This is a genomic window from Bradyrhizobium sp. USDA 4541, assembly GCF_024171085.1.
Lineage (GTDB): Bacteria > Pseudomonadota > Alphaproteobacteria > Rhizobiales > Xanthobacteraceae > Bradyrhizobium > Bradyrhizobium australafricanum.
Genome location: NZ_JALJZF010000001.1, coordinates 4,750,233 through 4,776,419, shown reverse-complemented (window position 1 = coordinate 4,776,419; position 26,187 = coordinate 4,750,233). Strand labels below are relative to the sequence as shown.

Below are 26,187 nucleotides of genomic sequence, written 5' to 3'. Positions count from 1 at the left end.
TAGGATGTTTGCGGATGTAGCGGACAAGCCGCCCAGGGGGCCGGCTTGCGCTCCGCTTGTGGGCACCGGCTTCGAGCTTGCGTGGGGACGATCGCAGGCTCGCCGACGCGTAAAATAGTGAGAGGGCTCAGACTGAACATGGCGAACACTCCCAAGAAGGTCAAAGATCCCACCGAAGTCGCGCTTTCTGCCATCCAGGAAGCCCTCAACATCAGCGAACAGGGCGCGGAGAATCGCAGCCCCCTCAACGAAGGCGCCGCGCCGCCGAACCTGCCGCCCGCCGCCGATTTTTCAGCCTCATCGTTCGAGTCCCGTCCGAGTAATACCGATCGTTCCGCGTTCGAGCCGATCGAAGAACCGCGCGCGCCGCGCCGCGCCGCCAATGATGATCGCGAAACCATCGGCCAGATGCTGCAGACGCTGCAGGGAGGACGCGCGCGCAACGCCTTCACGCTGTTCTTTGTCTGCTCTGGCGCCTGGCTGCTGGGCGGCGTCATCCTCACCATCGCGTTCTGGCCGGCCCTGCAGGCCTCGATGGCTCAGGGCACCGGCGTCCTGGTGCTCGCCGGCCTGGCCGCGCTGTTCGCCGTGCCGATCCTCCTGTTCTACTATCTCGCCAGCCTCGCCGCGCACGGTCAGCGCATGCAGATGATCGCGCAATCGATGGCGCAGGTCGCGATGCGATTCTCCGAGCCGGAAAACGCCGCCGCCGATTCCATGGTGACGGTCGGCCAGGCGATCCGCCGCGAGGTCGCGGCGATGGGCGACGGCGTCGAGCGCGCGATCGCGCGCGCCGGCGAACTCGAGACCCTCGTTGCCAACGAGGTCGCGGCGCTGGAACGCGCTTATTCCGACAACGAGGTGCGCATCCGCGCGCTGCTGCAGGACATCGCCCACCAGCGCGACAACCTGGTCGGCCAGGCCGAGCAGGTGCGCAGCGCGATCTCCGGCGTGCAGATCGACCTGCGCCACGACATCGCGCTGATCTCGGACGCGATCGCCTCGCGCGTCGACGAGGTCGCCAAGAGCATCACCGGCGCGCTGGAAGAGCGCGGCCAGCACATCACCACCGCGCTGAGCCATGCCGGCGACAACATGATCCTCGCGCTCGGCGAGCGCGGCGGCGACCTGCTCGACCGTCTCGAGGAGGCCAGCGCCGAGACCACGCGCGCGGTGATGGACGCCTCAGAACGGCTGACCACCAGCCTCAACTTCAAGACCGGCCATGTCCATGACGAGTTCGTCGATCTGGCCGATCGCGTCCACGAGTTGCTGAACGAGCGCATCGACCGCATCACCGGCGAGTTCGAGCAGCGCTCGTCCGTCATCGTCGACGGCATCTCCGACCGCACCGAAGAGGTCCACGACTCCCTGAAGAACTCCGCCGACTCGCTGCTGCTCGAGCTCGAGCTGCGCAGCAACGACCTCGTCAGCAAGATCGACGATGCCGGCAACCGCCTCGCCGGCCAGATCCTGACGTCCGGCGACAAGGCAAGCGAGGCGCTCGACGTCACCGTCAATTCGCTGGTCGCCAAGGTGGTGGGCCAGACCGAGACCGCGCACGACTCGCTGTCGCTGCAGATGAGCGCGTTCGACGACCTGGTGAAGAACCACGGCAGCGAGCTCGCCGAGAAATTCGCCCGCGACTCCGGCACGCTCGGCGCGCTGATCACCCGCCACATCTCGGAATTCGACCGCACGGTGAAGACCTTCGGCGGCGACATCGTCGAGCGCATGGGCCAGCGGACCCAGGACATCGCCGACAGCCTGAAGACCTATGTCGACACCTTCGACCACCGTGTCACCAGCAACAGCGGCGAGATCACCGCCTCGCTCGACCAGCGCCTGCTGCAGTTCGAGACCACGCTCGGCAGCCGCGTCACCAATCTCGACGCCTCGCTGACCGACAAGCTGTCGTCGTTCGACAGTTCGCTCGCCAGCAAGATCGGCTCGTTCGACGGCCGTCTGCAATCGCTCGATGACGCGATCGACGGCCGCATGAAGTCCCTCGAGGTCACCTTCGAGAGCCGCGCCAAGTCGGTCACCGAGACCATCGACGGCCATCTCGGCACGCTCGCGACCCAGCTGACCGACGGCGCCTCCCAGGCGATCCAGTCGATCGACTCGCGGCTTGGCCTGCTCACCACCACCCTGACCGAAGGCACCGTGCAGGCGATCGCCGCGGTCGACCATCGCATCAACGGCGTCACCGAGACCATCGACGGCCACAGCGTCCGCCTGGTCGACACCCTCAACGGCCACAGCACCCGCCTCGCCGACACCATCAATGGTCACAGCGCGAACCTGACCGACACCATTTCGGCGCGCTTCGCCGACATCCAGCAGGGCATCGAGAGCCGCGTCGGCGTCATCGCCAGCGACATCGACACCCGCGTCGCGCAATTCGAGGACCTGCTGGGCTCGCGCGTCGAGGCCGTCGCCGGCCGCATCGAGAGCAGCGGCCGCCAGGCGAGCGAGGACCTGATGTCCCGCGCCGAGCTGTTGTCGTCGAGCATCAAGTCCCATGTCGAGGACGCCGAGCGTTCGCTGACCAACCTCGTGGTCAACACCAGCGAAACCATCCAGACCGGCGCGCGCACGGCGCAGCAGGCGCTGCTCACCGTGTCCGCGGACGTCGGCAACCAGCTCAAGCTGAGCTCGGCCGAGGTTGAGAGCGTGCTGACCGCCGTCGGCACCAGCGCCGCCAACTCGATCCTCACCAGTGCCCGCGACGCCCAGGTGTCGCTGGTCTCGGCCTCCGGCGACGTTGCCTCGCAGATCAAGGCACTGTCCGAGGATGTCGAACGCACGCTGCAGGCGGCCGGCAGCGCCACCGCAGCCTCCGTGCTGTCGGGCGCCCGTGACGCGCAGACCACGCTGGTCAGCGCCTCTGTCGAGGCCGCAAGCCAGGTCAAGTCGCTGGCCAGCGATGTCGAGCAGTCGCTGTCGATGGCCGGCTCTGCCGCCGCCGAGGCGATCATGACCGGTGCCCGCGAGGCCCAGACCACGCTGATCTCGACGTCGACCGACGTCACCGGCCAGGTCAAGTCGCTCGCCAGCGACGTCGAGCGTTCGCTGTCGATGGCCGGCTCCGCCACCGCGGAAGCCGTCGTCGCCTCCGCTCGCGAAGCCCAGAGCACGCTTGCCGGTGCTTCCACCGAAGCCGCCAACCTGGTCCGCACGCTCGCGGCCGACGTGCAGCACTCGCTCTCGACCGCCGGCTCTGCCGCCGCCGAGGCAATCATGACCGGCGCCCGCGAGGCCCAGACCACGCTGATCTCGACGTCGACCGACGTCACCGGCCAGGTCAAGTCGCTCGCCAGCGACGTCGAGCGCTCGCTCTCGATGGCCGGCACCGCAACCGCGGAAGCCGTCGTCGCCTCCGCCCGCGAGGCCCAGAGCACGCTGGCGGGCGCGTCGACCGAAGCCACCAACCTGGCCCGCACGCTGTCGGCCGACATCGAGCGCTCGCTGTCGATGGCGGGCTCCGCCACCGCGGAAGCCGTCGTCGCCTCCGCTCGCGAGGCCCAGAGCACGCTGGCAGGCGCATCCACCGAGGCCGCCGATCTGGTCCGCTCGCTGGCGGCCGATATGGAGCGTTCGCTGTCGATGGCCGGCTCCGCCACCGCGGAATCGATCACGTCAGGCGCGCGTGAGGCCCAGAGCACCCTGGTCAACGCGTCGACCGAGGCCGCGACCAAGGTGTCGGCGCTTGCCGCCGACATCCAGCGTGCACTGTCGATGGCCGGCTCCGGCACCGTCGAGATGCTGACGGCCGGCGCCCGCGAGGCGCAGAACACCCTCGTCACCGCGTCGACGGAAGCAGCCAACCATGTCAAGTCGCTGGCCGTCGATGTCGAGCGCACCCTGACCTCGGTCGGCACCAACACCGCGCAGGCGATCCTCGGCAGCGCCCGCGATGCCCAGAGCTCGTTCGTGGCGACCTCCAGCGAGGCCGCAAGCCAGATCCGCGAGATCTCCGCCGAGATCGAGCGGTCACTGACCACGGCCAGCGCGGAGACTGCGCAGACCATCCTGGGCAGCGCCCGCGAGGCCCAGAGCTCGTTTGCGGCGACCTCCGCCGATGCCGCCGCCCAGATCCGCACGCTCTCGACCGATATCGAGCGCGCGCTGGGTGCGGTCACGGCCAAGACAACCGACAACATCCAGACCTCGGCGCAGAACGCGCAGGCCGCGCTGATCACCATGTCCAACGAGGTCTCGACCAAGGTCAAGACGACCTCCGCCGACATCGAACGTTCGGTGCTGTCGGCCTCCAGCGCCTTCGGCTCGGCGATGACCGGCAAGACCGACGAGATCGTCACCTATGTGCAGCAGCAGACCGAGCGTCTGTCGCAGATGGTCGACGGCCGCCGCGGCTCGCTGGTCGAGGCGCTGACCGCCAAGACCACGCAGCTGTCGAGCGACATGGATCGCGCCACCGCGGATGCGCTGAAGGCGATCGAAACCCGCGGCCTCGCCTTCTCGCAGTCGATGTCGGCCCACGGCAGCGATGTCGCGCGCAACATCACCTCGGCCGGCGATCAGGCGACCGGCGCGGTGGCGAAGTCGCTCAAGGAGCTCGAGCAGGCTTCGCGCGCGGCGATCGACCAGTCGCGCCAGGTCTCGATCTCGGCCGTCACGGAGATGCAGGAGACCAGCAAGATCCTGCGCACCGATACGGTCGCGCTGTTCGAGCGGCTGCGCGAAGGCAACATCCTCTTGCAGGAAGTGTTGACCGGCGCCCACGACAACCTCAACTCGCTGGAGCGCGCGCTGGTGACCCGCGTGGCCGACTTCGTGTCCGCCATGAACGACGTCACCTCGCGCAACGGCGTGGCAACCCAGACGCTGGAAGACCAACTGACGGTGTTCAACAGCAAGACCGGCAAGGCGCTGGAAGATCTCGGCGCGCTGTCGAGCCAGTTCGAGACCCATGGCAAGGCGCTGATCGATGCGGCTGCCGTGGTCGAGCAGGCCAACCGCTCGACGACGGCCTCCGTCAGCGAGCGCAAGTCGGCGCTGGAAGCGCTGGTCACGACCATCGACCTTCGCACCACCGATCTCGACCAGCGGCTGTCGCGCTTCACCGGGCTGCTCGATGAATCGCTCGGAGCGGCCGAGGAACGCGCCCGCGACATCGCCCGCGTGGTGGCGGAGACCGCAGGCGCCGGTTCGGCTGCGATCAGCAGGCAGTTCGAGGCGGTGCGCCTGGCGGCCGAGAACGAGCGTCAGCAGACCGTCGACGCCATGAACGACCTCTACCAGCAGAGCAACGCCGAGACCGATGCGATGTTCAAGGAATCGACGGAGAAGTTCTCCGCGATGGTCACGGCGATGAAGCAGATGGCGAGCGAGATGCATAACGAGCTCGAGGCCACCCGCAACGAGCTTCGCCGCGGCGTGCTCGAGATGCCGCAGGAGGCCGCCGAGAACACCGCGCAGATGCGCAAGGTGATCGTCGACCAGATCGAGGCGCTGGCCGAGCTGAACCGCATCGTCGCTCATCACGGCCGCGGACTCGACGTGGTCTCGACCAACCGCGCCAGCGTTCGCCACGAGGAGCCGGTGGTGGCTGCCGCCGGCGGCCGCGGCGATGTGCGCATGCGGGACAACGGCAACAGCGCCTCGACGCTGCCGCCGCCGGATCTCGGCATGGCGAGCTCGCGCCGCACCGAGGCCCCGTCGGTCAGCCCGGCAGGCTCCGACAACAACGGCGACGGCTGGCTGTCCGACCTGCTCAACCGCAGCGACGCACCGCCGCCTGCCCCGCAGAGCCGCGACGCCCAGCAGCGCCCGCGTCCGCAGCAGCAGCCGGTCAATCCGCTGGAGTCGCTGTCGCTCGACATCGGCCGGCTGATGGACCGCACGCTTGCGGCCGAGATGTGGGATCGCTACCAGCGCGGCGAGAACAAGGCGTTCTCCAAGCGCCTCTACACGCCGGCCGGCCAGAAGGCCTTCGATGAGGTGGCCCGCAAGTATCGCGCCGACCGCGGCTTCAAGCAGACGGTCGACCGCTACATCGCGGAGTTCGAGCGCCTGCTCGACGAAGTCGCCCGCGACGGCCGCGGCCAGCAGGAGCTGAGCAGCCACCTGACCTCGGAGACCGGGCTGGTCTACACCCTGCTCGCGCACGCCGCGGGACGGCTGGGGTAAGCCGGCAAAGTAAGCGTGTAGCGAATGGAAACGGAGGCCTCACGGCCTCCGTTTTGTTTTGGGTGGGATTGGAAAATTCGCGTCGACGAAGACTCGACAGGGTCATTCCGGGGCGATGCGAAGCATCGAGCCCGGAATCTCGAGATTCCGGTTCGGTCCTACGGACCGCCCCGGAATGACTGTGCGACCAGAGGGCAGCGAACCTGTTCGCCATTCGCCCTTTATTGCCGCCGCCGCGGCCCGGGCGCGGTCGCCGGAGCCGGCGCGGGCTCGGGTGCGGCGTTGTTGCTGCCGCCGAAGATCACCCGGCTCGGGTTGCGGTCGAAATTGTTCACGGCGCGGCTGATGTCGGACAGCGTCCTGCGGCCGTCGTTGATCAGGAGATTGGAGCGCTTGTCGAGATCCTCGGCGAGTTCGCGGATCGACTTCACCATCAGGTTCAGCTCGCTGCCATTGTTGCCGCCCGCGATCGCATTGAGGCCAAGCATCAGGCTGTCGGCCTTGCCCATCACGCCGTCGACCTTGAGCATGACGTTGTCGATCTTCTCGGAATTGCGCGCTAAGGCCTGGGTGAAGACCTCGAGATTCTTCAGTGAATTCTTCACCGACTGCTGATTGTCGGCGACGATGCGGTTGACGTTTTGCAGGGTGGCGCGGATCGCCTCGGTGACGTCCTGCAGCGCATTCGGGTCGGCGGTCAGAACCGGGATGCCATCCTCGTCCAGCGGCACCGGCGGGGCGGCCTCCTCGCCGCCCTTGAGCGAAATCGCGGCGACGCCGGTGAGGCCCTGGAACTCGAGACCGACCAGGGTGTCCTTGCGGAGCGGTGCGTTGTTCTCGATCATCGCCAGCGCAACCACGCGCCGCGGGTTGTCGAGCTTCACCGAGACCACTTCCCCTATCCGAATACCGTTAAAATTGACATTGCCGCCGTTGCGCAGGCCTGACGCGGGCCCTTCGAAGATCACCCGCAAGGGGCTGCGCTGCTTGGTGGTGTGGAGGCTCTGGAACCACAGCACGAAGCCGAATGCGGCGGCGATCACCGCCAGCGTGAAAGCCCCGATCAAGACGTAGTTCGCCCGCGTTTCCATCAATTACTCGCGTTAATCACTCTTGGGCCCTCGCGCAGCCGGCTGCGCTCGAGCCGGTCGAATTCCTGTTGGCGCATGATCTCGTCCGAAAATCGGCTCCAGGTTTCGGGATCATGGGCTAGGTGGTGTGGACTCTAAGGATTCCCTTTTGAGAGCAAATCAGATTCAAGGCTTCTTTTTGGGAGGCGGCCTTGGGTGTGATGGAGCGTTTGGTGTTGAGCGACGCGGCCTGGGAGCGCATGGCGCCGCTGATCATAGGCCGGCCCGATCAGAAGGGCTCGACCGGGCGGGACAACCGGATGTTCGTGGAAGGTGTGCTTTGGATCGTGCGTACGGGCTCTCCTTGGCGTGATCTTCCGGAGGCTTTTGGAGATTGGAACAGCGTGTTCCGGCGGTTCAGTCGATGGAGCCGCAAGGGTGTCTGGTGCCGCATCTTCGAGGCGATGTCCGAGGATCCGGACTTCGAATATCTGATCGTCGATTCCACCATTGTCCGGGCGCATCAGCACGCCGCCGGGGCGAAAAAAGGGGGTCTGAAGATCAAGCGATCGGGCGCTCGCGCGGCGGCCTGAGCACGAAGATACATATGGCCGTACGCGGCTTGGGATGCCCCGTGCGGTTCACGCTCACCGCGGGCCAGAAGGGCGATGCACCACAAGCCGCTGCATTAATCGAGGGGCTGCCCGCCGAGGTCGTCATCGCCGATACGGCTTATGACGCCGATCGTTTGCGCCAAGACATCGCCGCCAAAAAGGCGCTCGCCGTCATCCCCAACAACCCCTCGCGAGCCCTCAAATATCCGCTCGACAAACATCTCTATGCCCAGCGCCATCTCGTGGAATGCTGCTTCAGCAAGCTCAAGCAGTTCCGACGCGTCGCAACCCGCTTCGAAAAGACCGCCCGGAATTACCGGGCCGTCGTCACTCTCGCTGCCATCGTCCTATGGCTGCGATAAGTGTCCACACCACCTAGGCCACAACGGCACGGGCGCGCTTGCCGTTGAAATATTGCTGCAGCCATGGATGCTGCGACGCCTTCATGTCGGCGATCGATCCTGCAGCAATGATCTTACCGTTCCCTAAAACGGCGATACGGTCGCACGCGGTGTAAAGACTGTCGAGATCGTGGGTTACCATGAAAACGGTCAGCCCCAAAGTGCGCTGCAGGGTGCGCACCAGCTCGTCAAACTCGCCGGCGCCGATCGGATCGAGACCCGAGGTCGGCTCGTCGAGAAACACGAGCTCGGGATCGAGCGCGAGTGCGCGCGCCAGCGCGACGCGCTTGATCATGCCGCCCGACAATTCCGACGGATAACGATCGGCGACTTCCGGCTTCAGCCCGACCATCACGAGTTTTGCCACCATGATCTCGTCGAGCAGCCGCTGCGAGACGCGCAGATATTCGCGCGCCGGAAACTGGATGTTCTGGCGCACCGTGAGCGAGGAGAACAGCGCGCCCTGCTGGAACAGGATGCCCCAGCGGCGTTCGACGGCGCGGCGCTGCGAGGTGCTCGCGGCGTCGAGATCGACACCGAACACTTCGATGCGGCCGGCGACCTTCGGCACGAGCCCGATGATGGTGCGCGTCAGCACCGACTTGCCGGCGCCCGAGGGCCCGACGAAGCCGAGGATCTCGCCGCGCCTGACGTCGAGGTTGAGGCCGTCGAGCACCCGCGTGTTGCCGAATTGAACCGTGATGTCGCGGACCCGGATGATGGCGTCGTTGTCCTCTTCCGCCATGATCACATCCCGATCGAGGCGAAGAAGATCGCGAACACGCCGTCCATCACGATCACGAAGAAGATTCCTTTCACCACCGATGCGGTGGTGTGCTGTCCGAGCGACTCCGCCGAACCCTGTACCGCTAGGCCTTCGACGCAGGCGACGATACCGATCACCGCCGCCATGACCGGCGCCTTGACCATGCCGACGATGAAATGGTCGATCGATATGGCATCACGAAGGCGGAGCAGGAAGGCCTCCGGATCGACGCCGCCATAGAGCCAGGCCACCAGGCCGCCGCCATAGAGCGCGGCCATCGCGCCGAGGAAGGCCAGGATCGGCAGCGCCAGCACCAGCGCCAGCATGCGCGGCAGGATCAGGACCTCAATCGGATCGAAGCCCATAGTGCGCAGCGCGTCGATCTCCTCGCGCATCTTCATCGAGCCGAGCTCGGCGGTATAGGCCGAGCCTGAACGGCCCGCGACCATGATCGCGACCAGCAGCACGCCGATCTCGCGCAGCACCAAGACGCCCAGCATGTCGACCACGAAGATGTCGGCGCCGAACCTGCGGAAATGGAAGATGCCCTGCTGCGAGATGATGCAGCCGATCAGGAAGGTGATCAGCACCACGATCGGCACCGCGCGCCAGCACACCTGCTCGAGGTGATGCACCGTCGAGGTCAGGCGGAAGCTGCGCGGATGGATCAGCACCTTCCCGGCGGCTGCCAGCACCGCGCCGAGCATGTCGACGAGGCCGATGATGGTGCCGCCGATCCCGGCCACGGTGCGCCCGATCTGCCCGAGCATGCCTGAGATCGACAGCCGGTCGCTGACGACCCCGGGCGCGGGGCCGACGCGGCGGACCTCGTCGACCAGGCTGGAATAATTGGCCGACAGGCCCGCGATCTCGGCTTCGGCGGTGGCGTCGCTCAGGCTGCGGCGCAGCCGCTCGATCAGCCAGGCGCCGAAGGTGTCGAGGCTCGCGACCTGCGACACGTCGATGAAGATGTGCGGCCGGCTGCCGCGCAGCTTCTCCGCGTCGGAGACGATCCGCTCAAGCGCAGGAGCAAAGCGGGCCGTCCAGTTGCCTGCCGCGCACAACGCCAGTCCTTCGCCTTGGGCTATCCGCTCCAGTGTCGGGTCGCCGCTCACCTCTAACCCACCCCTCAAGCCGGCTGGCTGCCGCTAACGCTGATCTCCGGCGCTGCCGGATCGGCTTGTCGAATCTGTCGCTAAACAGCCATAGTTGGTTGCGCGTCGCAAGCTACGGTTCAGGAAATAGTAGACTTTAAAATGACTTCCACCCCTCCCGGAGCGATTTCCCTGAGCAGTCGGATCGAGCGCTGGCCGATCGCGGGGACCTTCACGATCAGCCGCGGCACCAAGACCGAGGCTGTCGTCGTGGTGGCCGAGGTGAGCCAGGGCGGCCTCACCGGCCGCGGCGAATGCGTACCCTACCCGCGCTATGGCGAAACGCCCGAGGCGACACTGCAGGCGATCCAGGCCCTACAGGCGCCACTCGCCAATGGCATGGACCGGATCGCCTTGCAGGCCGGGATGGCTGCCGGCGCCGCCCGCAATGCGCTGGATTGCGCGCTGGCGGACCTTGAGGCCAAACGCGCCGGCAAACGGATCTGGAACCTGCTCGGCCGGCCCGCGCCGGAGCCGCGGACCACCGCCTATACGATCTCGCTCGGGACATCAGAGGCGATGGCGGAGGCCACCGCGAAGGCCGCGCATCGTCAGTTGCTCAAGATCAAGCTCGGCGGCGAAGGCGACGGCGCGCGGATCGCCGCCGTGCGCAAGGCGGCGCCTCGATCCGAGCTGATCGTCGACGCCAACGAGGCCTGGACGGAGGACAACCTCGCCGCCAATCTCGCTGCCTGCGCCGATGCCGGCGTCACCCTGATCGAGCAGCCGCTGCCCGCGGGCAAGGACGCGGCGCTGGCGCGGATCAGGCGCCCGGTTGCGGTCTGCGCCGACGAGAGCGTGCATGACCGCGGCTCGCTCGCCGGCCTGCGCGGCCGCTACGACGCCGTCAACATCAAGCTCGACAAGACCGGCGGATTGACCGAAGCGCTGGCGATGGCGGACGCCGCCCGCGCGCACGGCTTCGAGATCATGATCGGCTGCATGGTCGCGACCTCGCTCGCGATGGCGCCGGCGATGCTGATCGCGCAAGCCGCGCGCTTCGTCGATCTCGACGGCCCGTTGCTGCTGGCGAAGGACCGCGACCACGGCCTGCCCTACGAGGGCAGCCTGGTCTATCCGCCCGACGCCGCACTCTGGGGCTAATCGGTGAGACGCTTGCGCGCCAGCCACATCACGAGCCCGCCCGTGGCCGCCATCGCGGCCATCATGTCGTAGACGCCGAGCCCGAAGCGCGCATAGACCATGCCGCTGACGATGGCCGTGGTGCTCGCGACAATGCCGCCGCAGGCGGTGAGATAGCCCTGCGCGCGCGCCATCACGTGAACCGGCACGTGATGCACCATCAGGCCCATGATGCCGACCTGGGTCAGGCCGAAGCTCAGTCCATGTCCGAGCTGCACAACTGCAAGCACCGCAAGCGGCGGGTCCTGCGCGGTGATCGCCCAGCGCGCCGCGGCACTGGCGGCCGCGATCATCACCAGCACAGCCGACGGCAGCGTGAAGCGCGGCGAGGCCGCAAACAGCACGATCTCGGCGATCACGCCGAGCACCCAGAGACACGCGATCGTCAGGCCGCTGAAGCCGGCCTGCTGCCAGGCAATCGATGCGAAGATATAATAGGCGCCGTGGCTGCCCTGGATCAGCGCCGAGGAGACGATGATAGCGAGGAAGGTGGGATTACGCAGCAGTTTTGGCGCGCCGGCCGCAGGTGTGGCGGCTGCCACCGGGCGGCCCAGCGGCCGCAGCGTCAACCCGACCAGCGCGCCGAGCACCGTCACGGCCGTGATGATCCAGATCAGGTCGACCTCCGCGACATAGCGGAGCAGGAAGCCGCTCAGCAGCGCGCTGACCGCGAAGGCGGCCGAGCCCCAGAGCCGCAGCGGTCCGTAGCTGAGGCCGAATTGCCTGACGCCGCGCAGCGCATAGGCGTCTGTGAGCGGCACCATTGGCGTCCAGACGCAGCAGGTCAGCGCATAGATCGCCAGCAGCACGAACGGCTGGTGCTGGGTGCCGATCACGGCAAAACCGAACGCCGTGGCGAATCCGGTGGCGATGATCGCCCCGCGCAGCATCTGGCGCCGCTCCGCCGCCGCAGTGACCAGCGGCAGCACGGTGAAGCGCGTCACCGGCGGCACCGCGGTGATGATGCCGATCCAGGTGGCGTCGATGCCGACCGCCTTCAGCCACACCGTGAAAAACGGCAGGTGAACCCCGGTCATGCCGAACAGCGTGGCATAGAATGCCGCAAGGCTGCGCGCGAATCGCCGCGATGCAACCTTTGCTGCAATGGGGATTTGTGATTCGGAAGACATCAATTCAATTGCGATTCGCGCGATATCGTGGTGATCGTTACCGTAACGCGCAGTGATTTGCGCGGAGAGATTGTGATGGCCGAAGAAGCATTCGCCCTGTCGCCGATATCCGCCCGCGCGGCCCTGCCGAGCGAGGAGGACTATGCCGCGATCAGCGCGGCCTTCATGGAGACCTCGCGGGGCCGCTGGTTCCTCGGCGAATACGCCAAGCGCAACCGCAATGCCGATACCCGCATGGTGCTCGATGCCGTGGCGCGGATCGAGGAAAGCCTCAGCGCGCAGCGGCAAGCCGCCGCGGCGGCGATCAGGGACGAGCAGCTGGCGCAGGCGCTGGCCGCCCTGCGCGGCGCGATCGAGGCCGCCCAGGCCTCCGCTATCGCCGCGCTCGACGGCATCAGCTTCGAGCAGAATCTCGCGCCGGTGCGCAAGGGCGTGCGGGTGATCAGGGAGATCTCCTGGCGGCTGCGCGAGATCGGCAATGACGGCCGGATCTGCGACATCATCGATTCGCAGGTCAGCGCGATCGAGGCCGGTGCTGCCGAGGTCTCGATGGACGACGCCAAGGCCGTGCTGGATGCCGCTTTCGCTGCGCTGGCCCGCCGCCTCAGCGAGTTCGATCCGGACAAGGCGGCGACGCCTGCGGCCGAGCCAGATGTGGCCGAGGCGTCGGTTGCGGAGCCGCCGGCAGCCGCCCCTGTACCGCCACCGGTGGCCGAAAGTGCAGCTCCCGATACGGCCGCTACGCCGCCAGCGCCGCCTCAGGAGGCCGCTGCGGCGCCGATCGTCGAAGCCGCGATTCCCGCCGCTGTGCCCGGCACTGAGGCCGCTACGGCCGTGATGCCGCAGCAGAGCGAAGCATGGCTCAAGGCTGAAGCCGCGCTGGCCGAAGCCGAAGCCGCGGAACTCGCCCGCGTCACCGACGAAGCGACGGCCGACGCCCACGACGAAGCGGTGCTCGACCTGATTGCGATGGAGATGGGCGCGCCCGATCCGATCGACGAAGAGGCGATCGCCGAGGAAATGCGCGCCGCCGAGGAGATGCGCGTCGCTGAGGCGATGGCGGCCGAGCCCGAAATGGTTGCGCCGGCCATTCAGCCCGAGCCTGCACCGGCGCCCGCGCCGAAGGTCAAGGTCGAGCCCGCACCGGTCGCTGTAGCGGCGGTTGCCGAAGCGGCAGCACCCGTGCCGCCGCCTCTCCCGCCCGTCGTTGAAGCGGCCCCTGCTGCAGCGGCGGTTTCGCTCGGCTCGACCATCATCGCCAGCGGCCTCCTGAAAAGGCCGAGCGTCGCGGCCAACGATCCACTCGCGCCGATCCGTCGCATGAGTCAGGCCGAGAAGATCGCGTTCTTCTCGTAAGGCGGTGGCGTTCGTCCCTCACATAGCGCAGAGCCATCGCATACGCACTTGCGACCTTCTGCAGCTCACATGTCTACGTCGTCATGGCCGGGCTTGTCCTAGCCATCCACATCTCCCTGCGGCACAAGCCCGGGCATGACGAGCTATGGAATGTGGGCAGATGGGCAATGCGAGGGCCTGCCGTCGCAGGGGCGCTTTGCCAAAATATCGAAAAAACAACCCCATGCAAAGTAACCGGCGGCCGCGCGCTCGAATACTGGATCCCCGCGGAGGACTTGCCGGCGTTCAATGCTGCGATTGTCGGTCCAATCGAGATCATCAGCCGCTTCCCTTGAGTCCACGGCTGGCGCGAACGACGCTTGCAACAAGCAGCTCGACGAATTGAAGCGGCTTTAGTGAACTCGCTCGCGTCCCGACAAAACCGAAATCGTCAACTCACAAGAGGAACTTGGGGCAAACTGCACGAACTCAGTTCTGGTGCGGGTCAAAATAGCCGAGCTAAGCCAATCCAAAAAAATTTTGCTGGCGCCCTTGAAACTGATTGCCGCTTTTCTAATTGGATTTCTGCCGCTTACGGCGGTGCCGGGCGCCAGGTCGGGCTCGGCAGAGCGAACAGGGCGCCGGACAGGTGTCTTGCACCGAATGTCTTGCGCTCCTTCGTACCCATCTTGCTCTCAGGAGGATTTGGCTATGAGGACGTACGATTTCACTCCCCTGTGGCGTTCGAGCATTGGATTCGACCGCCTCTTCGGTCTTCTCGACGAGACCCAGCATCGGTCCGAAGACACTTACCCGCCTTACAATATCGAGCGGCTCGGAGAGGACCGTTACCAGATCTCGGTGGCGCTGGCTGGCTTTAGTCAGGATGAGATTCTTGTGACGGCCGAGCAGAACGTCCTGACCGTGGAAGGTCGCAGGGGCGACAAGGACCAGCACGAATACCTCTATCAGGGTATCTCGGCGCGTCCGTTCAAGCGACAGTTCAACCTTGCCGACTACGTGCAAGTAAAGACGGCAACGTTCGACAACGGTCTGCTACGGATCGAGCTCGTGCGCGAAATCCCTGAGGCCATGAAGCCTCGGCGCATTGCCATCGGAAGTGGCGCTCCTGCCGGACAAATCACGCAGAAGGCGGCCTGAGCCCGCTTCATGATGTTGGGTCAAGTTACGCACGGACGATAGCCGTCCGTGCCGTGATCAGCTGCATGTCAAGGAGGATATCATGGGTATTCGGGATCTTGTTCCCTGGACGAAAGGTCAAGAACTCTCAACGGGACGTGAGGCGTTCGATCCGTTTCTCACGCTTCACCGCGAGATGAATCGCCTGTTCGATGACGCCTTCCGCGGCTTCGGCTCATTCGGTCGCGTCAACACTCCGTTGATGGAGGGCCAGTTTAACTGGCCACGCCTAGAACTGAATGAGACCGATAAGGAGGTCACGGTTTCCGCCGAACTCCCAGGCCTCAACGAAAAGGATGTTCGGGTTGAAATCACCAATGGCGTCCTTTCGATCCGGGGCGAGAGGAAAGCCGAACGCAGCGACGATTCAAAGTTCGTCAGCGAGCGGTACTACGGCGCTTTCGAGCGCCAGATTCCGCTAAATGGCGTCGAGGAAGACAAGGCGAAGGCCGACTTCAAGAACGGCGTCCTCACCGTGACGCTGCCGAAGTCTGAGCAGTCAAAGTCGAATGTCAAGCGTATCGCGATCAACAGCAACTGAAGCCAGAAGTCGGCGGCGCATAACCGTCGCCGACCTCTATCCCGGCCTCTATCAACCCCGTCTCTGGACGAAAGGAGAAAGCAGGAGACACTGCCATGAGCCAGGTCAATCGTAACGCCAACATCAATGAACCGCTTTTTCATTCAGTATCCCACTACAATTCACCGGGCGATGTATTGAATGACTCTGGGCTCTCGACGGACGAGAAGCGTGTCATCCTCTCGTCCTGGGCGTCGGATATGTACGTCGTCGAATCCCAACCGGCTCTTCGGGAGGTGCCCGGCATTCCGCACCGGTTGCGCCTTGCCGAGATCCTGGCGGCGCTGAAACGTCTGGACGACGAAAGTGATCCGCCGCCGCGCGCCGGTATGGCCATGCGGACACCTCGTTTCAGCAAGCCTGTATGTGCCGTTTCCGATTCCGAACGACATGCTGCGTCGAGGCGGCACGGCCCGCTGAGGATATCTCGCGCGAATGCTCGGTGGACCCGCGAAGCAAATGTACGGCGGTACCGAAGGCTGTTAGACACTCAACTGACGGACGCCGAACGTAGCTTCATCAAGCGGCGTCTTGTCGAGGAATTAAAAGGGTTGATCGCCTCCAAGAGCGAACATCATCATACAAACTGAAGCCCGGAGTCGACAGCGGACGATCGACAAGGCGGCGTGACTTCGACACTGTCCGATGAAAGGCGAGAGAGATGGCGGCAGATCCATTAGCCCAAGCAAAGATAGGCACGGAGGCCCTTGCGCTGTGTATCGCAGGGGTCTTGTGCGAACGCGATCCATCGCTCTTGTCTGGATTGCAGGAGAGTGCGAAGGCGCTTCATCGGATCCTCGATGATCGTGGAGATCATGAGGCGGCAGCAATGGTCAGCGCATTTAGCCGGGCGCTAACTGATCCGGCATTCAAGCGTCCTTCAAACTAAGCATGATCCGGAAAAGTGCGAAGCGGTTTTCCGAAAAGATCACGCTCAAACAAAGAGCTAAAGCGCGATGATGATTCAACCCAATCTCATCGCGCTCTAGCCAGCCGACTGATCACTTGCGGTCGGCCGTCATCGTGGCTGCCACTGCCAGGATTGAACTGGCAAAGACATTTCCAAACAAAAGAAGCCCAACGACGTTTCGATCTAGGCGCTAACGAGATTCGAACAACAACGCGGATCACCAACGCGCCCTGCCGCTGGCGCGCAAGCCCAATCTGCCGATCGAGCAGCCGTTCAAGCGCGTTCGCCTCGAGGTCAACTCAACGACCGACGGTCGGCATGCGCCGTGGGAAAGCTCGTCGCTGACTTCTGATTTCTATTTCTTCGGCGATACCGCGGCAGGCACACCAATCAGCCGGACGAGATCAGGTGACGGCCACACCGCCGTCCGTTCAAGTTCATCAAGCTCGCACTTCGGCCGAGTTGGCGGCGGCCATCGTGGCGGCTTCAGGCACTGATCCGTCGTGCAGCGCAACGAAACGGGGCAGAAGCGACCACCGCCCTGCCCGCGCCTCTTCTCAACATGCTGGCGTCAGGCGACGAGTTTCGCGAACAGGTCGGCGTCGACATTGCCGCCCGACAGCACGATGACGACGTTCTTGCCCTTGGCGTCGATCCGCCCGGCGAGCAGCGCGGCGAGCCCGACCGCGCCGCCGGGCTCGACCACGAGCTTGAGTTCGCGGTAGGCAAAGGCGACGGCAGCGCCGACCTCGTCGTCTGAGGCGCTGACGCCATTCGCGAGCAGCTTGCTGTTGATGGCGAAGGTCAGTTCGCCCGGCATCATCGCCATCAGCGCATCGCAGATGGTGCGCGGCGCAACCGCATGCGCCTCGCGATGGCCGACCTTGAGCGAAAGCGCATGATCGTCATAGCCCGCGGGCTCGGCGACGATCACCTGGGCCTGCGGATATTTCGCCTTCACAGCGGTCGCAACACCCGCGATCAATCCGCCACCTGAAGCCGGCGCGACCACGATGTCGGGCGTCAGTCCGAGCGCGGCCATGTCCTCGGCGATCTCACGGCCGGCGGTCCCCTGGCCCGCGATCACGAAGGGATCGTCGTAGGGGCGCACCAGGGTCGCGCCGCGCTTGCCGGCAATGCCGTTGGCGATCGCTTCGCGGTCGTCGCGATCGCGGTCGTAGAGCACGACTTCGGCGCCGTAGGATTTGGTGCGCTCGCGCTTGGTGATCGGCGAGTCCGCAGGCATCACGATGGTCGCCTGCATGTTGAGGATCTTGGCCGCCGCGGCAACGCCTTGGGCGTGGTTGCCCGAGGAGAACGCGACGACGCCGCCGCTCCGCTTGTCCTGCGGGATCGAGGCGAGCTTGTTGAAGGCGCCGCGAAACTTGAACGATCCGGTCCGCTGCAGCATTTCGGGCTTGAGGAAAACCTGGCTGCCGACGCGTTCGTTGAGAACGGGGAAGGTCAGGAGCGGCGTGCGCACCGCGAACGGCGCGACCACCCTTGCGGCGGCATCGATGTCCGCGGCAGCGACGGGTGGATTGAGAACGGTGTCCGTCATTCGCGATTTGTATCGCGGCGGGGCGCAGCCCGGCAAGACGATTTAGCGTGAGTTTGTCTAGTGCGAGATCGGCTGGCTGGCCGGCAGGGCCACAAAATGGTGCTCCTCGGCACCGAATTCGAGCGCCTCCCCCTCGCCGTCCGGCGGCGCGGGGCGGACGTTCATGCAGCGATCGATGAACACCCGGGCCGACGCCTGCCAGGTGTGGAGCGCGGCAAAATCGACGCAGGCCTGCCGCGGGATGCTGAGCGCCTCCAGGCAGGCATGGCGCAGATCCTCGTCGAGCACGCCGACCGGCGCCGCGCCGATCACGTCGCGGGGACCGGTGACCGGAAAAGCGGCAACCGGCAGGCCGCTCGCCAACGCCTCGAGCAAGACCAGACCGAACGTATCGGTCCGGCTCGGGAAAACGAACACATCGGCCGCGGCGTAGATCTCAGCCAATTCTTCCCCATGGCGGGCGCCAAGGAACACGGCATCCGGATATTTCCGCTCCAGCGCCGCCCGCGCCGGGCCGTCGCCGACCACGACCTTGGTTCCCGGCAGATCGAGATCGAGGAAGGCCTCGAGATTCTTCTCCACCGCCACCCGGCCGACGCTGAGATAGACCGGCTGCGGCAGGCAGAGATCGACGTCGCGCGGATGGAACAGTGAGGTATCGACGCCGCGCGACCACAGCACCACGTTGCGGAAGCCGCGCTGACGCAACTCGGCCGCCAGCGCCGGGGTCGCCGCCATCACCGCCCGGCTCGGCCTGTGGAACCAGCGCAGCGCCCGCCACACCCAGGCTTCGGGGACGGGCGTCCGCGCCGAGACGTATTCGGGGAAGCGGGTGTGGAAGCTCGTCGTGAACGGCAGGCCGCGCTTGCGGCAGTAGCGGCGAACCGCAAGCCCGATCGGGCCCTCGGTCGCGATATGTATGCTGTCGGGCTGCGCCGCCTCGATCAGACTTGCGACCTTGGCCCGGTAGGGCAGCGCCAGCCGGAGATCGCGATAGCTCGGCATCGCGAAGGTGCGGAACTCGTCCGGCGTCAGGAAGCTCACCTCGACGCCGAGCGATTTCGCCGCCTGTGCCATCATGGTCAGCGTGCGGACAACCCCGTTGACCTGGGGATGCCACGCATCGGTCGCGACCAGGATATGCGTCATGCAGCGCGTGCCGTCACTCGCGGAACCGGCGCGATCCGGCGCACCGGGTCGGTCCAGGTGATGATCTCGAAATGGCCGTCCTCATGCTCGGCGAGCGCGGTGCAACTCTCCACCCAGTCGCCGCAATTCATGTAGCGGATGCCGTGCTCGTCATGGATCGTCGCGTAGTGGATGTGGCCGCAGATCACGCCGTCGCAGCCGTGGCGCCGCGCCTCGCCGGCGAGCGTCGCCTCGAACGCGCCGATATAGTTCACCGCCTTCTTGACCTTCAGCTTGGCCCATTGCGACAGCGACCAGTACGGCACGCCGAACATCTTGCGGAAGAAGTTGACGAAGCGATTCATCTGGATCGCGAAATCGTAGGCCTTGTCGCCGAGATGGGCGAGCCAGCGCGCGTTCTGCACCACGAGATCGAAAATGTCGCCGTGGATCACGAGGTAGCGCTTGCCGTCGGCGCCGGTGTGAACGGTGTTCTCCACCACGTCGATGCCGCCGAAATGCGTGCCGTAATATTTGCGCAGGAACTCGTCGTGGTTGCCCGGGACGTAGATCACCTTGGCGCCCTTGCGCGCCTTGCGCAGCATCTTCTGCACGAAATCGTTATGGGTCTGCGGCCAGTACCAGTTCGACTTCAGCGCCCAGCCGTCGACGATATCACCAACGAGGTAGATCGTGTCGGCATCGTGAGCGCGGAGGAAGTCCAGCAGGCGGTCGGCTTGCGAACCGCGGGCTCCGAGATGGACATCGGAGATAAACAAAGTGCGAAAGTGCCGCTCGGGACTTTCTTCACTCAAGGAGTCACTTCCCATGCCTGTGCACCTAACAGATTCCTGTGACAAGGCGATGACGATCCCCGCGACCCGAGGCCCCACAAATAGTTAACGAGAATCAGCAGTACGCCGCTTCTCTGCGGATAACAGCAGCGTGCGACAATCTGGCGACATCAGGCTGTGGGGAAGAGGCGTTGTGTTGCCTGCACAGCGCGATGGAACAACGCGCGGTGCGTAGCCCGGATGAAGCGCAGCGCAATCCGGGAGACCGTTTCAGCGGTTGGCGCTTTCCCGGATTTCGCTGCGCTTCATCCGGGCTACAGAGCTACGAAGCTTCAGTAGTACTTGTGGAAGTGATGCACCGGCCCATGGCCGTGGCCGACGGCGAAGCGATCGGCTTCGGCGATCGCCTGCGTGATCCAGGCCTTGGCGTTGCGCACGGAGGTCTCCATGCTCTCGCCCCTCGCGAGCCCTGCTGCGATTGCCGAGGACAGCGAGCAGCCGGTGCCATGCGTATTGGCGGTCGCAATCCGCGGCGCAGCCAGCGCGATGCTGTGCTCGGCATCGATCAGATAGTCGATGCTCTCGGCGCCGTGCCCATGGCCGCCCTTGAGCAGCACCGCGCGACATCCCATTGCCAGCAATCGCTTGCCTTGTCGCTCGACGTCGGCCTCGCTTGAGGCAACCGGCTCGTTCAAGAGCGCCGCCGCTTCCGGCAGGTTCGGCGTGATCAGCGAGGCCAGCGGAAACAGCAGGACCTTCAGCGCATCGACCGCCTCGGCGGCAAGCAGCCGATCACCGGAGGTTGCGACCATCACCGGATCGAGCACGACATGGCGCGGCGCCCAGCGCCTCAGCCCACCGGCGATCACAGCGATCGTGTCGGCCTGTGCCACCATGCCGATCTTGACCGCGCCGACCTCGAGGTCGGAGAACACCGCATCGATCTGGGCGGTGACGAATGACGCGGGCACCGGATGGATGCCGCTGACCCCCATGGTGTTCTGCGCGGTCAGCGCCGTGATCGCGGCGGCGCCATAGACCCCGAGCGCGGCAAAGCTCTTGAGGTCGGCCTGGATGCCCGCCCCGCCCGAGGAGTCCGAGCCGGCAATGGTGAGCGCGACCGGCGTCATCTTGCAGCGCCAGTGGTTGATACGAATGAGACCATCACGAACAAGACCATGGCCTGTCCTAGCCCAGCCGCCGATCGGCAGCAAGTTCGCCTGACTTTACCGCAAGTTGGCCTCACCTTGACCCCCTGCCTCGCCCCCTTGCCTTGGCCGCCCGTTTTGGGCCTATAGTCGCGGAAATCCCCGGAGACGACTTTGATGGTTCCTTTCTTCGTCCAGATCAAATGCAAGCTCGGCCAGTCCTACACCGTCGCCAACGCACTGGCGGAGGCCGAGATTGCGTCCGAGATCTATTCCACCGCGGGCAACTACGACCTCCTGGTCAAGTTCTACGTCGACCACGACACCGACATCGGCCATTTCATCAACGAGAAGGTTCAGGTGATCCCGGGCATCCAGGACACCCTCACGATCATCACCTTCAAGGCGTTCGGCGCGAAGTAGGACGCGCCCGCGAGAGTATGATGAGATCAGGTCGAGCTTGAACGGCGTCGAAAGTTCACCTCTCCCTTGGGAGAGGTGAACCGAAACCGCGGCGAGCCGGTTCAACCAAACCCATCCCGCTTTACAATTCCTTCTCCTTCTTGACCGGCTTCGGCGGTCCCTCGACCGGCGGCAGCGACTTGATGTACTCGGCGATCGCGTCGCGGTCGGACGACGACAGTTGCGAGGTGTTGCGGATCACGCGCACCATCGACCCACCGGCCGAGTCGCCGTCCGGCGTCTGGCCGCTCTCGAGAAAATAGGCGATATCCTTCACACTCCAGTCCGAGATCCCCCTCGGCGTGATGTTGGGCACCCAGCCTTCGCCCTCCGGATTCGGACCACCGGCGAAGCGCTGCGCGGTGACGATGCCGCCGAGGACATTGCGCGGGCTGTGGCACTCGGCGCAATGGCCGAAGCTGTTGACGAGATAGGCGCCGCGGTACCAATGCGCCGAGCGACTTGCATCCGCGATGAACGGCTTGCCGTTCATGAACAGGAATTTCCAGACCCCGACATTGCGCCTGATGTTGAAGGGAAACGGCAAATCGTGGTCGCGCACCTTGCCGGCGACCGGCGGCAAGGTCTTCAGATAGGCGAACAGGTCGCGCACATCGCTGACCCTGGCGTGCTGATAGGACGGATACGGAAACGCCGGGAAATAGTGCGCGCCCGATGGCGAGGTGCCCTTCATGACCGCGGTGACGAAATCGGCCTCGCTCCAGCGGCCGATGCCGTCGTTCGGGTCGGGCGAGATGTTCGGCGCATAAAAGGTACCGAATGGCGAGGGGATCGCGAGCCCGCCGCCGAGCTTCGTGCGGTCGTCCTGCTTCGGCACGGCATGGCAGGAGGAACATCCCCCCGCATTGAACGTTGTGAGGCCATTGGCCAGGTCAGGCTGATAGGCAGGCAGCGCGTCGGCGGCAACGGTCGCGGGGATCGTCAGCCACCAGAACACGCCAAAGCCCATTACGCCGGCCAGAATCGCCAGGAGGAAAATTCGTCGCAGCATTCACCGATCCGTCATTGGTCGCGTCAATTCATGGACCAGTATGATGGCAACCAGTCGGACAAGCTCGCATCAAATTTGCCGCACCCACGATCATTTGGGGAATAAATCCGAAAAGCTGCTGTTTGAAGATTGCAACCATCCTGTGACGTCAAAGGGGAGAGAACCATGTCGAACAAGACCTTGCTTGCCACGCTGACGCTCGGCGCCGCCATCGCCTTCGCCGGTCCGGCCTTTGCCGAGAAGTTCACGGCGAAGCTGGATGGCAAGAGCGAAGTGCCGCCGAATACCAGCGCCGCCACCGGCACCGCCGACATCGACTACGATGCCGCCAGCAAGAAGCTGAGCTGGAAGCTGACCTATTCCGGCCTGTCGGGTCCGGCTACCGCCGCGCATTTCCACGGCCCCGCCGAGGCCGGCAAGAATTCCGGTGTCGCAGTCGCGATCCCGAACGCGACGTCGAGCCCGGTCGAAGGCAGCGCCACGCTGACCGACGCGCAGGCCGCCGATCTGCTCGCCGGCAAGTACTATGTCAACGTTCACACTGCGGCCAATCCGGGCGGCGAGATCCGCGGCCAGGTGACCAAATAACAAGTGACGAAGTAATCGTTCGCGACGCAACGCCAACAAGAAACGGCCGACACAAAAAGGGCGGACGCCCTAAAGCGTCCGCCCTTTTCGTTGATGGAATGGCGATCAGCCCTTCTTGACGCGATAGGTCTCGTGGCAGCCGCCGCACTGCTTGCCGATCACGCCCAGCTCGGCCTTCAGCGTATCGACGTCCTTGATCTTGCCCTTGGCATCGGTGACGACCTTCGCGAAGCTCGCGGACTGCTGCGCGAAGCCCGCCTTGTCTTCCCAGATTTTCGGCGAAGGGGCGTAATCGCCTTCCAGCTTGACGCCTTTCATGCTCTCGGGGAACAGCGTCGGAAGCTGCTTGGCGGTATCCTCGAACTGGGCCAGCGCGGCATTGACGGTCGCCTGGTCGTAGGGCTTTTCGCCCTTGATGATCGCCGACAGCGCAGCCGCATTCTTGCCATTGTCCTTCATCATGGCCTGGGTCTTCTTGACTTGATCCTGCTGTGCAACGACTGCACCGGCACCGAACGCCAGCACCGCAGCAACGACGACAATCCGCTTCATCGGCAAAACCCCTCAATTCCGCTCTGTCCCGGTCCGCGATCTGCGGCCGGCCTGGTTTGCAAAACACCGCAGGCGGAATCTTCATTCCGCCTGCGACAATTTTTCAGAGATTATGGCGGCGCTGCGCCTCGCGGATCGCGATCCAGACCCGTTCCGGCGTGGCGGGCATGTCGATGTGGTCGATCTTGTACTCGCGATGCAGCCCCTCGACGATCGCGTTGACGACCGCCGGGCACGAGCCGATCGCGCCGGCCTCGCCCGCGCCCTTCACGCCCATTGGGTTGGTCGTGCAAGGCACGTTATGGGTCTCGAACACGAAGGACGGCCCGTCGGAGGCGCGCGGCAGCGCATAGTCCATGAAGGTGCCGGTGACGAGCTGACCATCGGTCGGGCTGTACACCGCCTGCTCCATCAGCGCCTGCCCGATGCCCTGCATCGCGCCGCCGTGAACCTGGCCGGCGAGCATCAGCGGATTGAGCGTGACGCCGAAATCGTCGACGATGACGTAGCTGACGATCTTGATGATGCCGGTTGAGGGATCGATCTCGACCTCGGCGAGATGGGTGCCGTTCGGATAGGTGCCGTCGGCGCTGGCGAAGGTCGCGCTGGCATTCATCTTCGACGTATCGCCGCCCGGACGTTTGGCGAGATCGGCAAAGCTGATCGAGCGGTCTGTGCCGGCGATGCGGATGCGGCCGTCGGCGAATTCGAGGTCGCCGGCGCCGGCTTCCAGCGCCTGCGCCGCGAGCTCCTTCAGCTTGTTGCCGAGATCATGCGTCGCCCGCTGCACGCTGACGCCGCCGGACGGAATCGATGCCGAGCCGCCGGTGCCGAGGCCGGTCGCGATCTTGTCGGTATCGCCCTGCAGCACATGGACGCGCTCGGGCGGCACGCCGAACTGCTCGGCGACGATCTGCGCATAGGCGGTCTGGTGGCCCTGCCCGCTCGACTGCGTGCCGATCAGGATCGAGATGTCGCCGTTGGGATCGAGCGCCACATTGGCGGTCTCCTCGCCCATCGTGCCGCAGACCTCGACATAGCTTGCCATGCCGATGCCCCGCACCAGGCCCTCCTTCCTGGCGGCCTTGGCGCGCTTCGGAAATTCCTTCCAGTTGGCAATCTCCATCGCGCGCTTCATATGCGCGACGAAGTCGCCGGAGTCGTAGACCTTGCCGGTCGCGGTCGTGTAGGGCAGCGACTTCGGCGGAATGAAGTTCTTCCGCCGGATGGCGTCCGGCGTCATGCCGAGCTTGCGCGCAGCGGCATCGACGAGGCGCTCGATGACATAGGCGGCCTCCGGGCGGCCGGCGCCGCGATAGGCATCGACCGGCACCGTGTTGGTGAATACGGTGCGGACCCGGCAGTGGAAGGCCTGGATGTCATAGAGGCCCGGCAGCATGCCGGCGCCGCCATGCGGGATGTAGGGCGCGAAGGTCGAGAGGTAGGCGCCCATGTCGCCCATCAGGTCGACATCCATGCCGAGGAATTTGCCGTCCTCGGCGAGCGCCATCTTCGCGGTGGTGAGATTGTCGCGGCCCTGCGCGTCGCCCATGAAATGGTCGGAGCGCTCGGCCGTCCATTTGATGCTCTTCTTGAGCTTGCGCGCGGCCACCGAGATCAGCGCATATTCGCGATAGGGAAACAGCTTGGTGCCGAAGCCGCCGCCGACATCCGGGCAGATCACCCGCATGTTCTCCTTCGGCATCTTCAGGACCATGTCGCAGAGGATCTCGCGCAGGCGGTGGCTGCCCTGGCTGCCGATCGTCAGCGTCAGATGATCCTTCTTGGCGTCGTATTCGGCGACCGCGGCGCGCGTCTCCATAAAATTTGTGATGACGCGCGGATTGACGATGGTGATCTCGGCCACCGCATGCGCCTTGGCGAACGCGTCCTCGGCGGCCTTCTTGTCGCCGATCGAGACGTCGAACAGCACATTGCCAGGCTTGTCCGGCCAGACCTGCGGCGCGTCCTTCTTCACCGCATTGACGAGGCCGACCGCCGCCGGCAGCGGCGTCCATTTGACGTCGATCGCCTCGATCGCGTCACGGGCATGATCGACGGTGTCGGCGACCACAAAGGCCACCGCGTCGCCGACATGGCGCACCTCGTCCTTGGCGAGGATCGGATAAGGCGGTGCGGTGAACGGATCGGTTTCGAGATTGAACAGGCACGGCAGGCCGCCGAGTTCGGCGACGTCGGCGGCGGTCAGGATCAGCGCCACGCCGGGCATGCCGCGGGCCTTGCCGGCATCGATCGTGTAGGTCGCGTGCGCGTGCGGCGAGCGCAGCATCAGCGCGTGCAATGCGGGAGACGGTGCAACGTCGTCGGTGTAGCGGCCCTTGCCGCGAATCAGAGCGTCGTCCTCCTTGCGCCGCACACTTTGTCCGACGCCGAATTTGATGGGAGCTGCCATCGTCTCTCCAATTGCCTTGGTGTGTTTTGCGCATATTGGCGTGGTTGTCGCCGAAGCGCAAACCGCTTTC

The 26,187-nt window shown here is 65.2% G+C and carries 20 protein-coding genes; 9 read left to right on the top strand and 11 right to left on the bottom strand.

What is annotated here, in order from left to right; all coding sequences use genetic code 11:
• The first annotated feature begins 138 nt into the window (after positions 1 to 138).
• Positions 139 to 6,156: a negative regulator of septation ring formation gene (locus tag J2R80_RS22380; protein ID WP_253639436.1), complete on the top strand. Its 6,018-nt coding sequence runs from the start codon at positions 139 to 141 to the stop codon at positions 6,154 to 6,156.
• Between the two features lie 221 nt (positions 6,157 to 6,377).
• Here the strand turns inward: J2R80_RS22380 and J2R80_RS22375 are convergent, their stop codons facing one another.
• On the bottom strand, positions 6,378 to 7,247 hold the full coding sequence (locus tag J2R80_RS22375) for an MlaD family protein (protein WP_028341638.1): 870 nt from the start codon (positions 7,245 to 7,247) through the stop codon (positions 6,378 to 6,380).
• A gap of 191 nt (positions 7,248 to 7,438) precedes the next feature.
• Between J2R80_RS22375 and J2R80_RS22370 the strand changes: the two genes are divergently transcribed.
• Positions 7,439 to 8,202 (top strand): IS5 family transposase gene (locus J2R80_RS22370; RefSeq protein WP_141343516.1). Its coding sequence is split into 2 segments (ribosomal slippage): positions 7,439 to 7,774 and positions 7,777 to 8,202, totalling 762 coding nucleotides; the frame shifts between segments, so codons are not numbered across the junction.
• A gap of 13 nt (positions 8,203 to 8,215) precedes the next feature.
• Here J2R80_RS22370 and J2R80_RS22365 read toward each other — a convergent pair.
• Both J2R80_RS22365 and J2R80_RS22360 read right to left on the bottom strand, forming a co-directional pair.
• A complete protein-coding gene (locus J2R80_RS22365; protein WP_028338275.1) occupies positions 8,216 to 8,986 on the bottom strand; it encodes an ABC transporter ATP-binding protein in 771 nt (256 codons plus the stop codon).
• 2 nt (positions 8,987 to 8,988) lie between these two features.
• The gene (locus tag J2R80_RS22360; RefSeq protein WP_253639435.1) at positions 8,989 to 10,122 is read right to left on the bottom strand and encodes an ABC transporter permease; all 1,134 of its coding nucleotides are present in this window, start codon (positions 10,120 to 10,122) and stop codon (positions 8,989 to 8,991) included.
• Positions 10,123 to 10,263: 141 nt separating this feature from the next.
• Here J2R80_RS22360 and dgcA point away from each other — a divergent pair, with 141 nt between their 5' ends.
• The gene (gene dgcA, locus J2R80_RS22355; protein ID WP_253639434.1) at positions 10,264 to 11,265 is read left to right on the top strand and encodes an N-acetyl-D-Glu racemase DgcA; all 1,002 of its coding nucleotides are present in this window, start codon (positions 10,264 to 10,266) and stop codon (positions 11,263 to 11,265) included.
• Here the strand turns inward: dgcA and J2R80_RS22350 are convergent.
• Positions 11,262 to 12,434, bottom strand: coding sequence for an MFS transporter (locus J2R80_RS22350; RefSeq protein WP_253639433.1), 1,173 nt, complete (start codon positions 12,432 to 12,434; stop codon positions 11,262 to 11,264). The two genes, dgcA and J2R80_RS22350, sit on opposite strands and share 4 nt — an antisense overlap.
• Positions 12,435 to 12,509: 75 nt before the next feature.
• Here J2R80_RS22350 and J2R80_RS22345 point away from each other — a divergent pair, with 75 nt between their 5' ends.
• The 4 genes from J2R80_RS22345 to J2R80_RS22325 all read left to right on the top strand — a co-directional run bounded on the left by J2R80_RS22345 (position 12,510) and on the right by J2R80_RS22325 (position 16,139).
• On the top strand, positions 12,510 to 13,790 hold the full coding sequence (locus J2R80_RS22345) for a hypothetical protein (RefSeq protein WP_253639432.1): 1,281 nt from the start codon (positions 12,510 to 12,512) through the stop codon (positions 13,788 to 13,790).
• A 690-nt stretch (positions 13,791 to 14,480) separates the two neighbouring features.
• Positions 14,481 to 14,930 (top strand): Hsp20 family protein, encoded by a 450-nt coding sequence (locus J2R80_RS22335; protein ID WP_076825732.1) that lies wholly within the window; start codon positions 14,481 to 14,483, stop codon positions 14,928 to 14,930.
• A gap of 82 nt (positions 14,931 to 15,012) precedes the next feature.
• Positions 15,013 to 15,510: an Hsp20/alpha crystallin family protein gene (locus J2R80_RS22330; RefSeq protein ID WP_200844452.1), complete on the top strand. Its 498-nt coding sequence runs from the start codon at positions 15,013 to 15,015 to the stop codon at positions 15,508 to 15,510.
• Positions 15,511 to 15,605: 95 nt separating this feature from the next.
• The gene (locus J2R80_RS22325) at positions 15,606 to 16,139 is read left to right on the top strand and encodes a hypothetical protein (protein ID WP_253639431.1); all 534 of its coding nucleotides are present in this window, start codon (positions 15,606 to 15,608) and stop codon (positions 16,137 to 16,139) included.
• Positions 16,140 to 17,030: 891 nt separating this feature from the next.
• Here J2R80_RS22325 and J2R80_RS22315 read toward each other — a convergent pair.
• From J2R80_RS22315 to thiD, 4 genes are all read right to left on the bottom strand, one after another.
• Positions 17,031 to 18,020, bottom strand: a complete 990-nt coding sequence (locus J2R80_RS22315) for a threonine/serine dehydratase (protein ID WP_076825738.1) — start codon at positions 18,018 to 18,020, stop codon at positions 17,031 to 17,033.
• Positions 18,021 to 18,077: 57 nt separating this feature from the next.
• Entirely contained in the window at positions 18,078 to 19,169 is a 1,092-nt protein-coding gene (locus tag J2R80_RS22310) for a glycosyltransferase family 1 protein (protein WP_253639430.1), read from the bottom strand.
• Positions 19,166 to 19,978: a UDP-2,3-diacylglucosamine diphosphatase gene (locus J2R80_RS22305; protein WP_141340705.1), complete on the bottom strand. Its 813-nt coding sequence runs from the start codon at positions 19,976 to 19,978 to the stop codon at positions 19,166 to 19,168. Before J2R80_RS22305 ends, J2R80_RS22310 begins: the two co-directional genes overlap by 4 nt.
• Positions 19,979 to 20,274: 296 nt before the next feature.
• The gene (thiD, locus tag J2R80_RS22300) at positions 20,275 to 21,072 is read right to left on the bottom strand and encodes a bifunctional hydroxymethylpyrimidine kinase/phosphomethylpyrimidine kinase (protein WP_253639429.1); all 798 of its coding nucleotides are present in this window, start codon (positions 21,070 to 21,072) and stop codon (positions 20,275 to 20,277) included.
• A gap of 195 nt (positions 21,073 to 21,267) precedes the next feature.
• On the opposite strand from thiD, the gene J2R80_RS22295 reads away from it, so the two are divergent.
• On the top strand, positions 21,268 to 21,513 hold the full coding sequence (locus tag J2R80_RS22295) for an Lrp/AsnC ligand binding domain-containing protein (RefSeq protein ID WP_016845986.1): 246 nt from the start codon (positions 21,268 to 21,270) through the stop codon (positions 21,511 to 21,513).
• 121 nt (positions 21,514 to 21,634) lie between these two features.
• On the opposite strand, the gene J2R80_RS22290 is transcribed toward J2R80_RS22295, so the two are convergent.
• Positions 21,635 to 22,564 (bottom strand): cytochrome c, encoded by a 930-nt coding sequence (locus J2R80_RS22290; protein WP_253639428.1) that lies wholly within the window; start codon positions 22,562 to 22,564, stop codon positions 21,635 to 21,637.
• Positions 22,565 to 22,729: 165 nt separating this feature from the next.
• On the opposite strand from J2R80_RS22290, the gene J2R80_RS22285 reads away from it, so the two are divergent.
• The gene (locus tag J2R80_RS22285) at positions 22,730 to 23,152 is read left to right on the top strand and encodes a CHRD domain-containing protein (protein ID WP_076825748.1); all 423 of its coding nucleotides are present in this window, start codon (positions 22,730 to 22,732) and stop codon (positions 23,150 to 23,152) included.
• A 105-nt stretch (positions 23,153 to 23,257) separates the two neighbouring features.
• Here J2R80_RS22285 and J2R80_RS22280 read toward each other — a convergent pair whose 3' ends face one another.
• Positions 23,258 to 23,704 carry a cytochrome c gene (locus J2R80_RS22280; protein ID WP_253639427.1) on the bottom strand — a complete coding sequence of 149 codons (447 nt, stop codon included), beginning with the start codon at positions 23,702 to 23,704 and terminating at the stop codon, positions 23,258 to 23,260.
• A 103-nt stretch (positions 23,705 to 23,807) separates the two neighbouring features.
• Positions 23,808 to 26,117 (bottom strand): xanthine dehydrogenase family protein molybdopterin-binding subunit, encoded by a 2,310-nt coding sequence (locus tag J2R80_RS22275; protein ID WP_141340700.1) that lies wholly within the window; start codon positions 26,115 to 26,117, stop codon positions 23,808 to 23,810.
• Positions 26,118 to 26,187 lie beyond the last annotated feature (70 nt).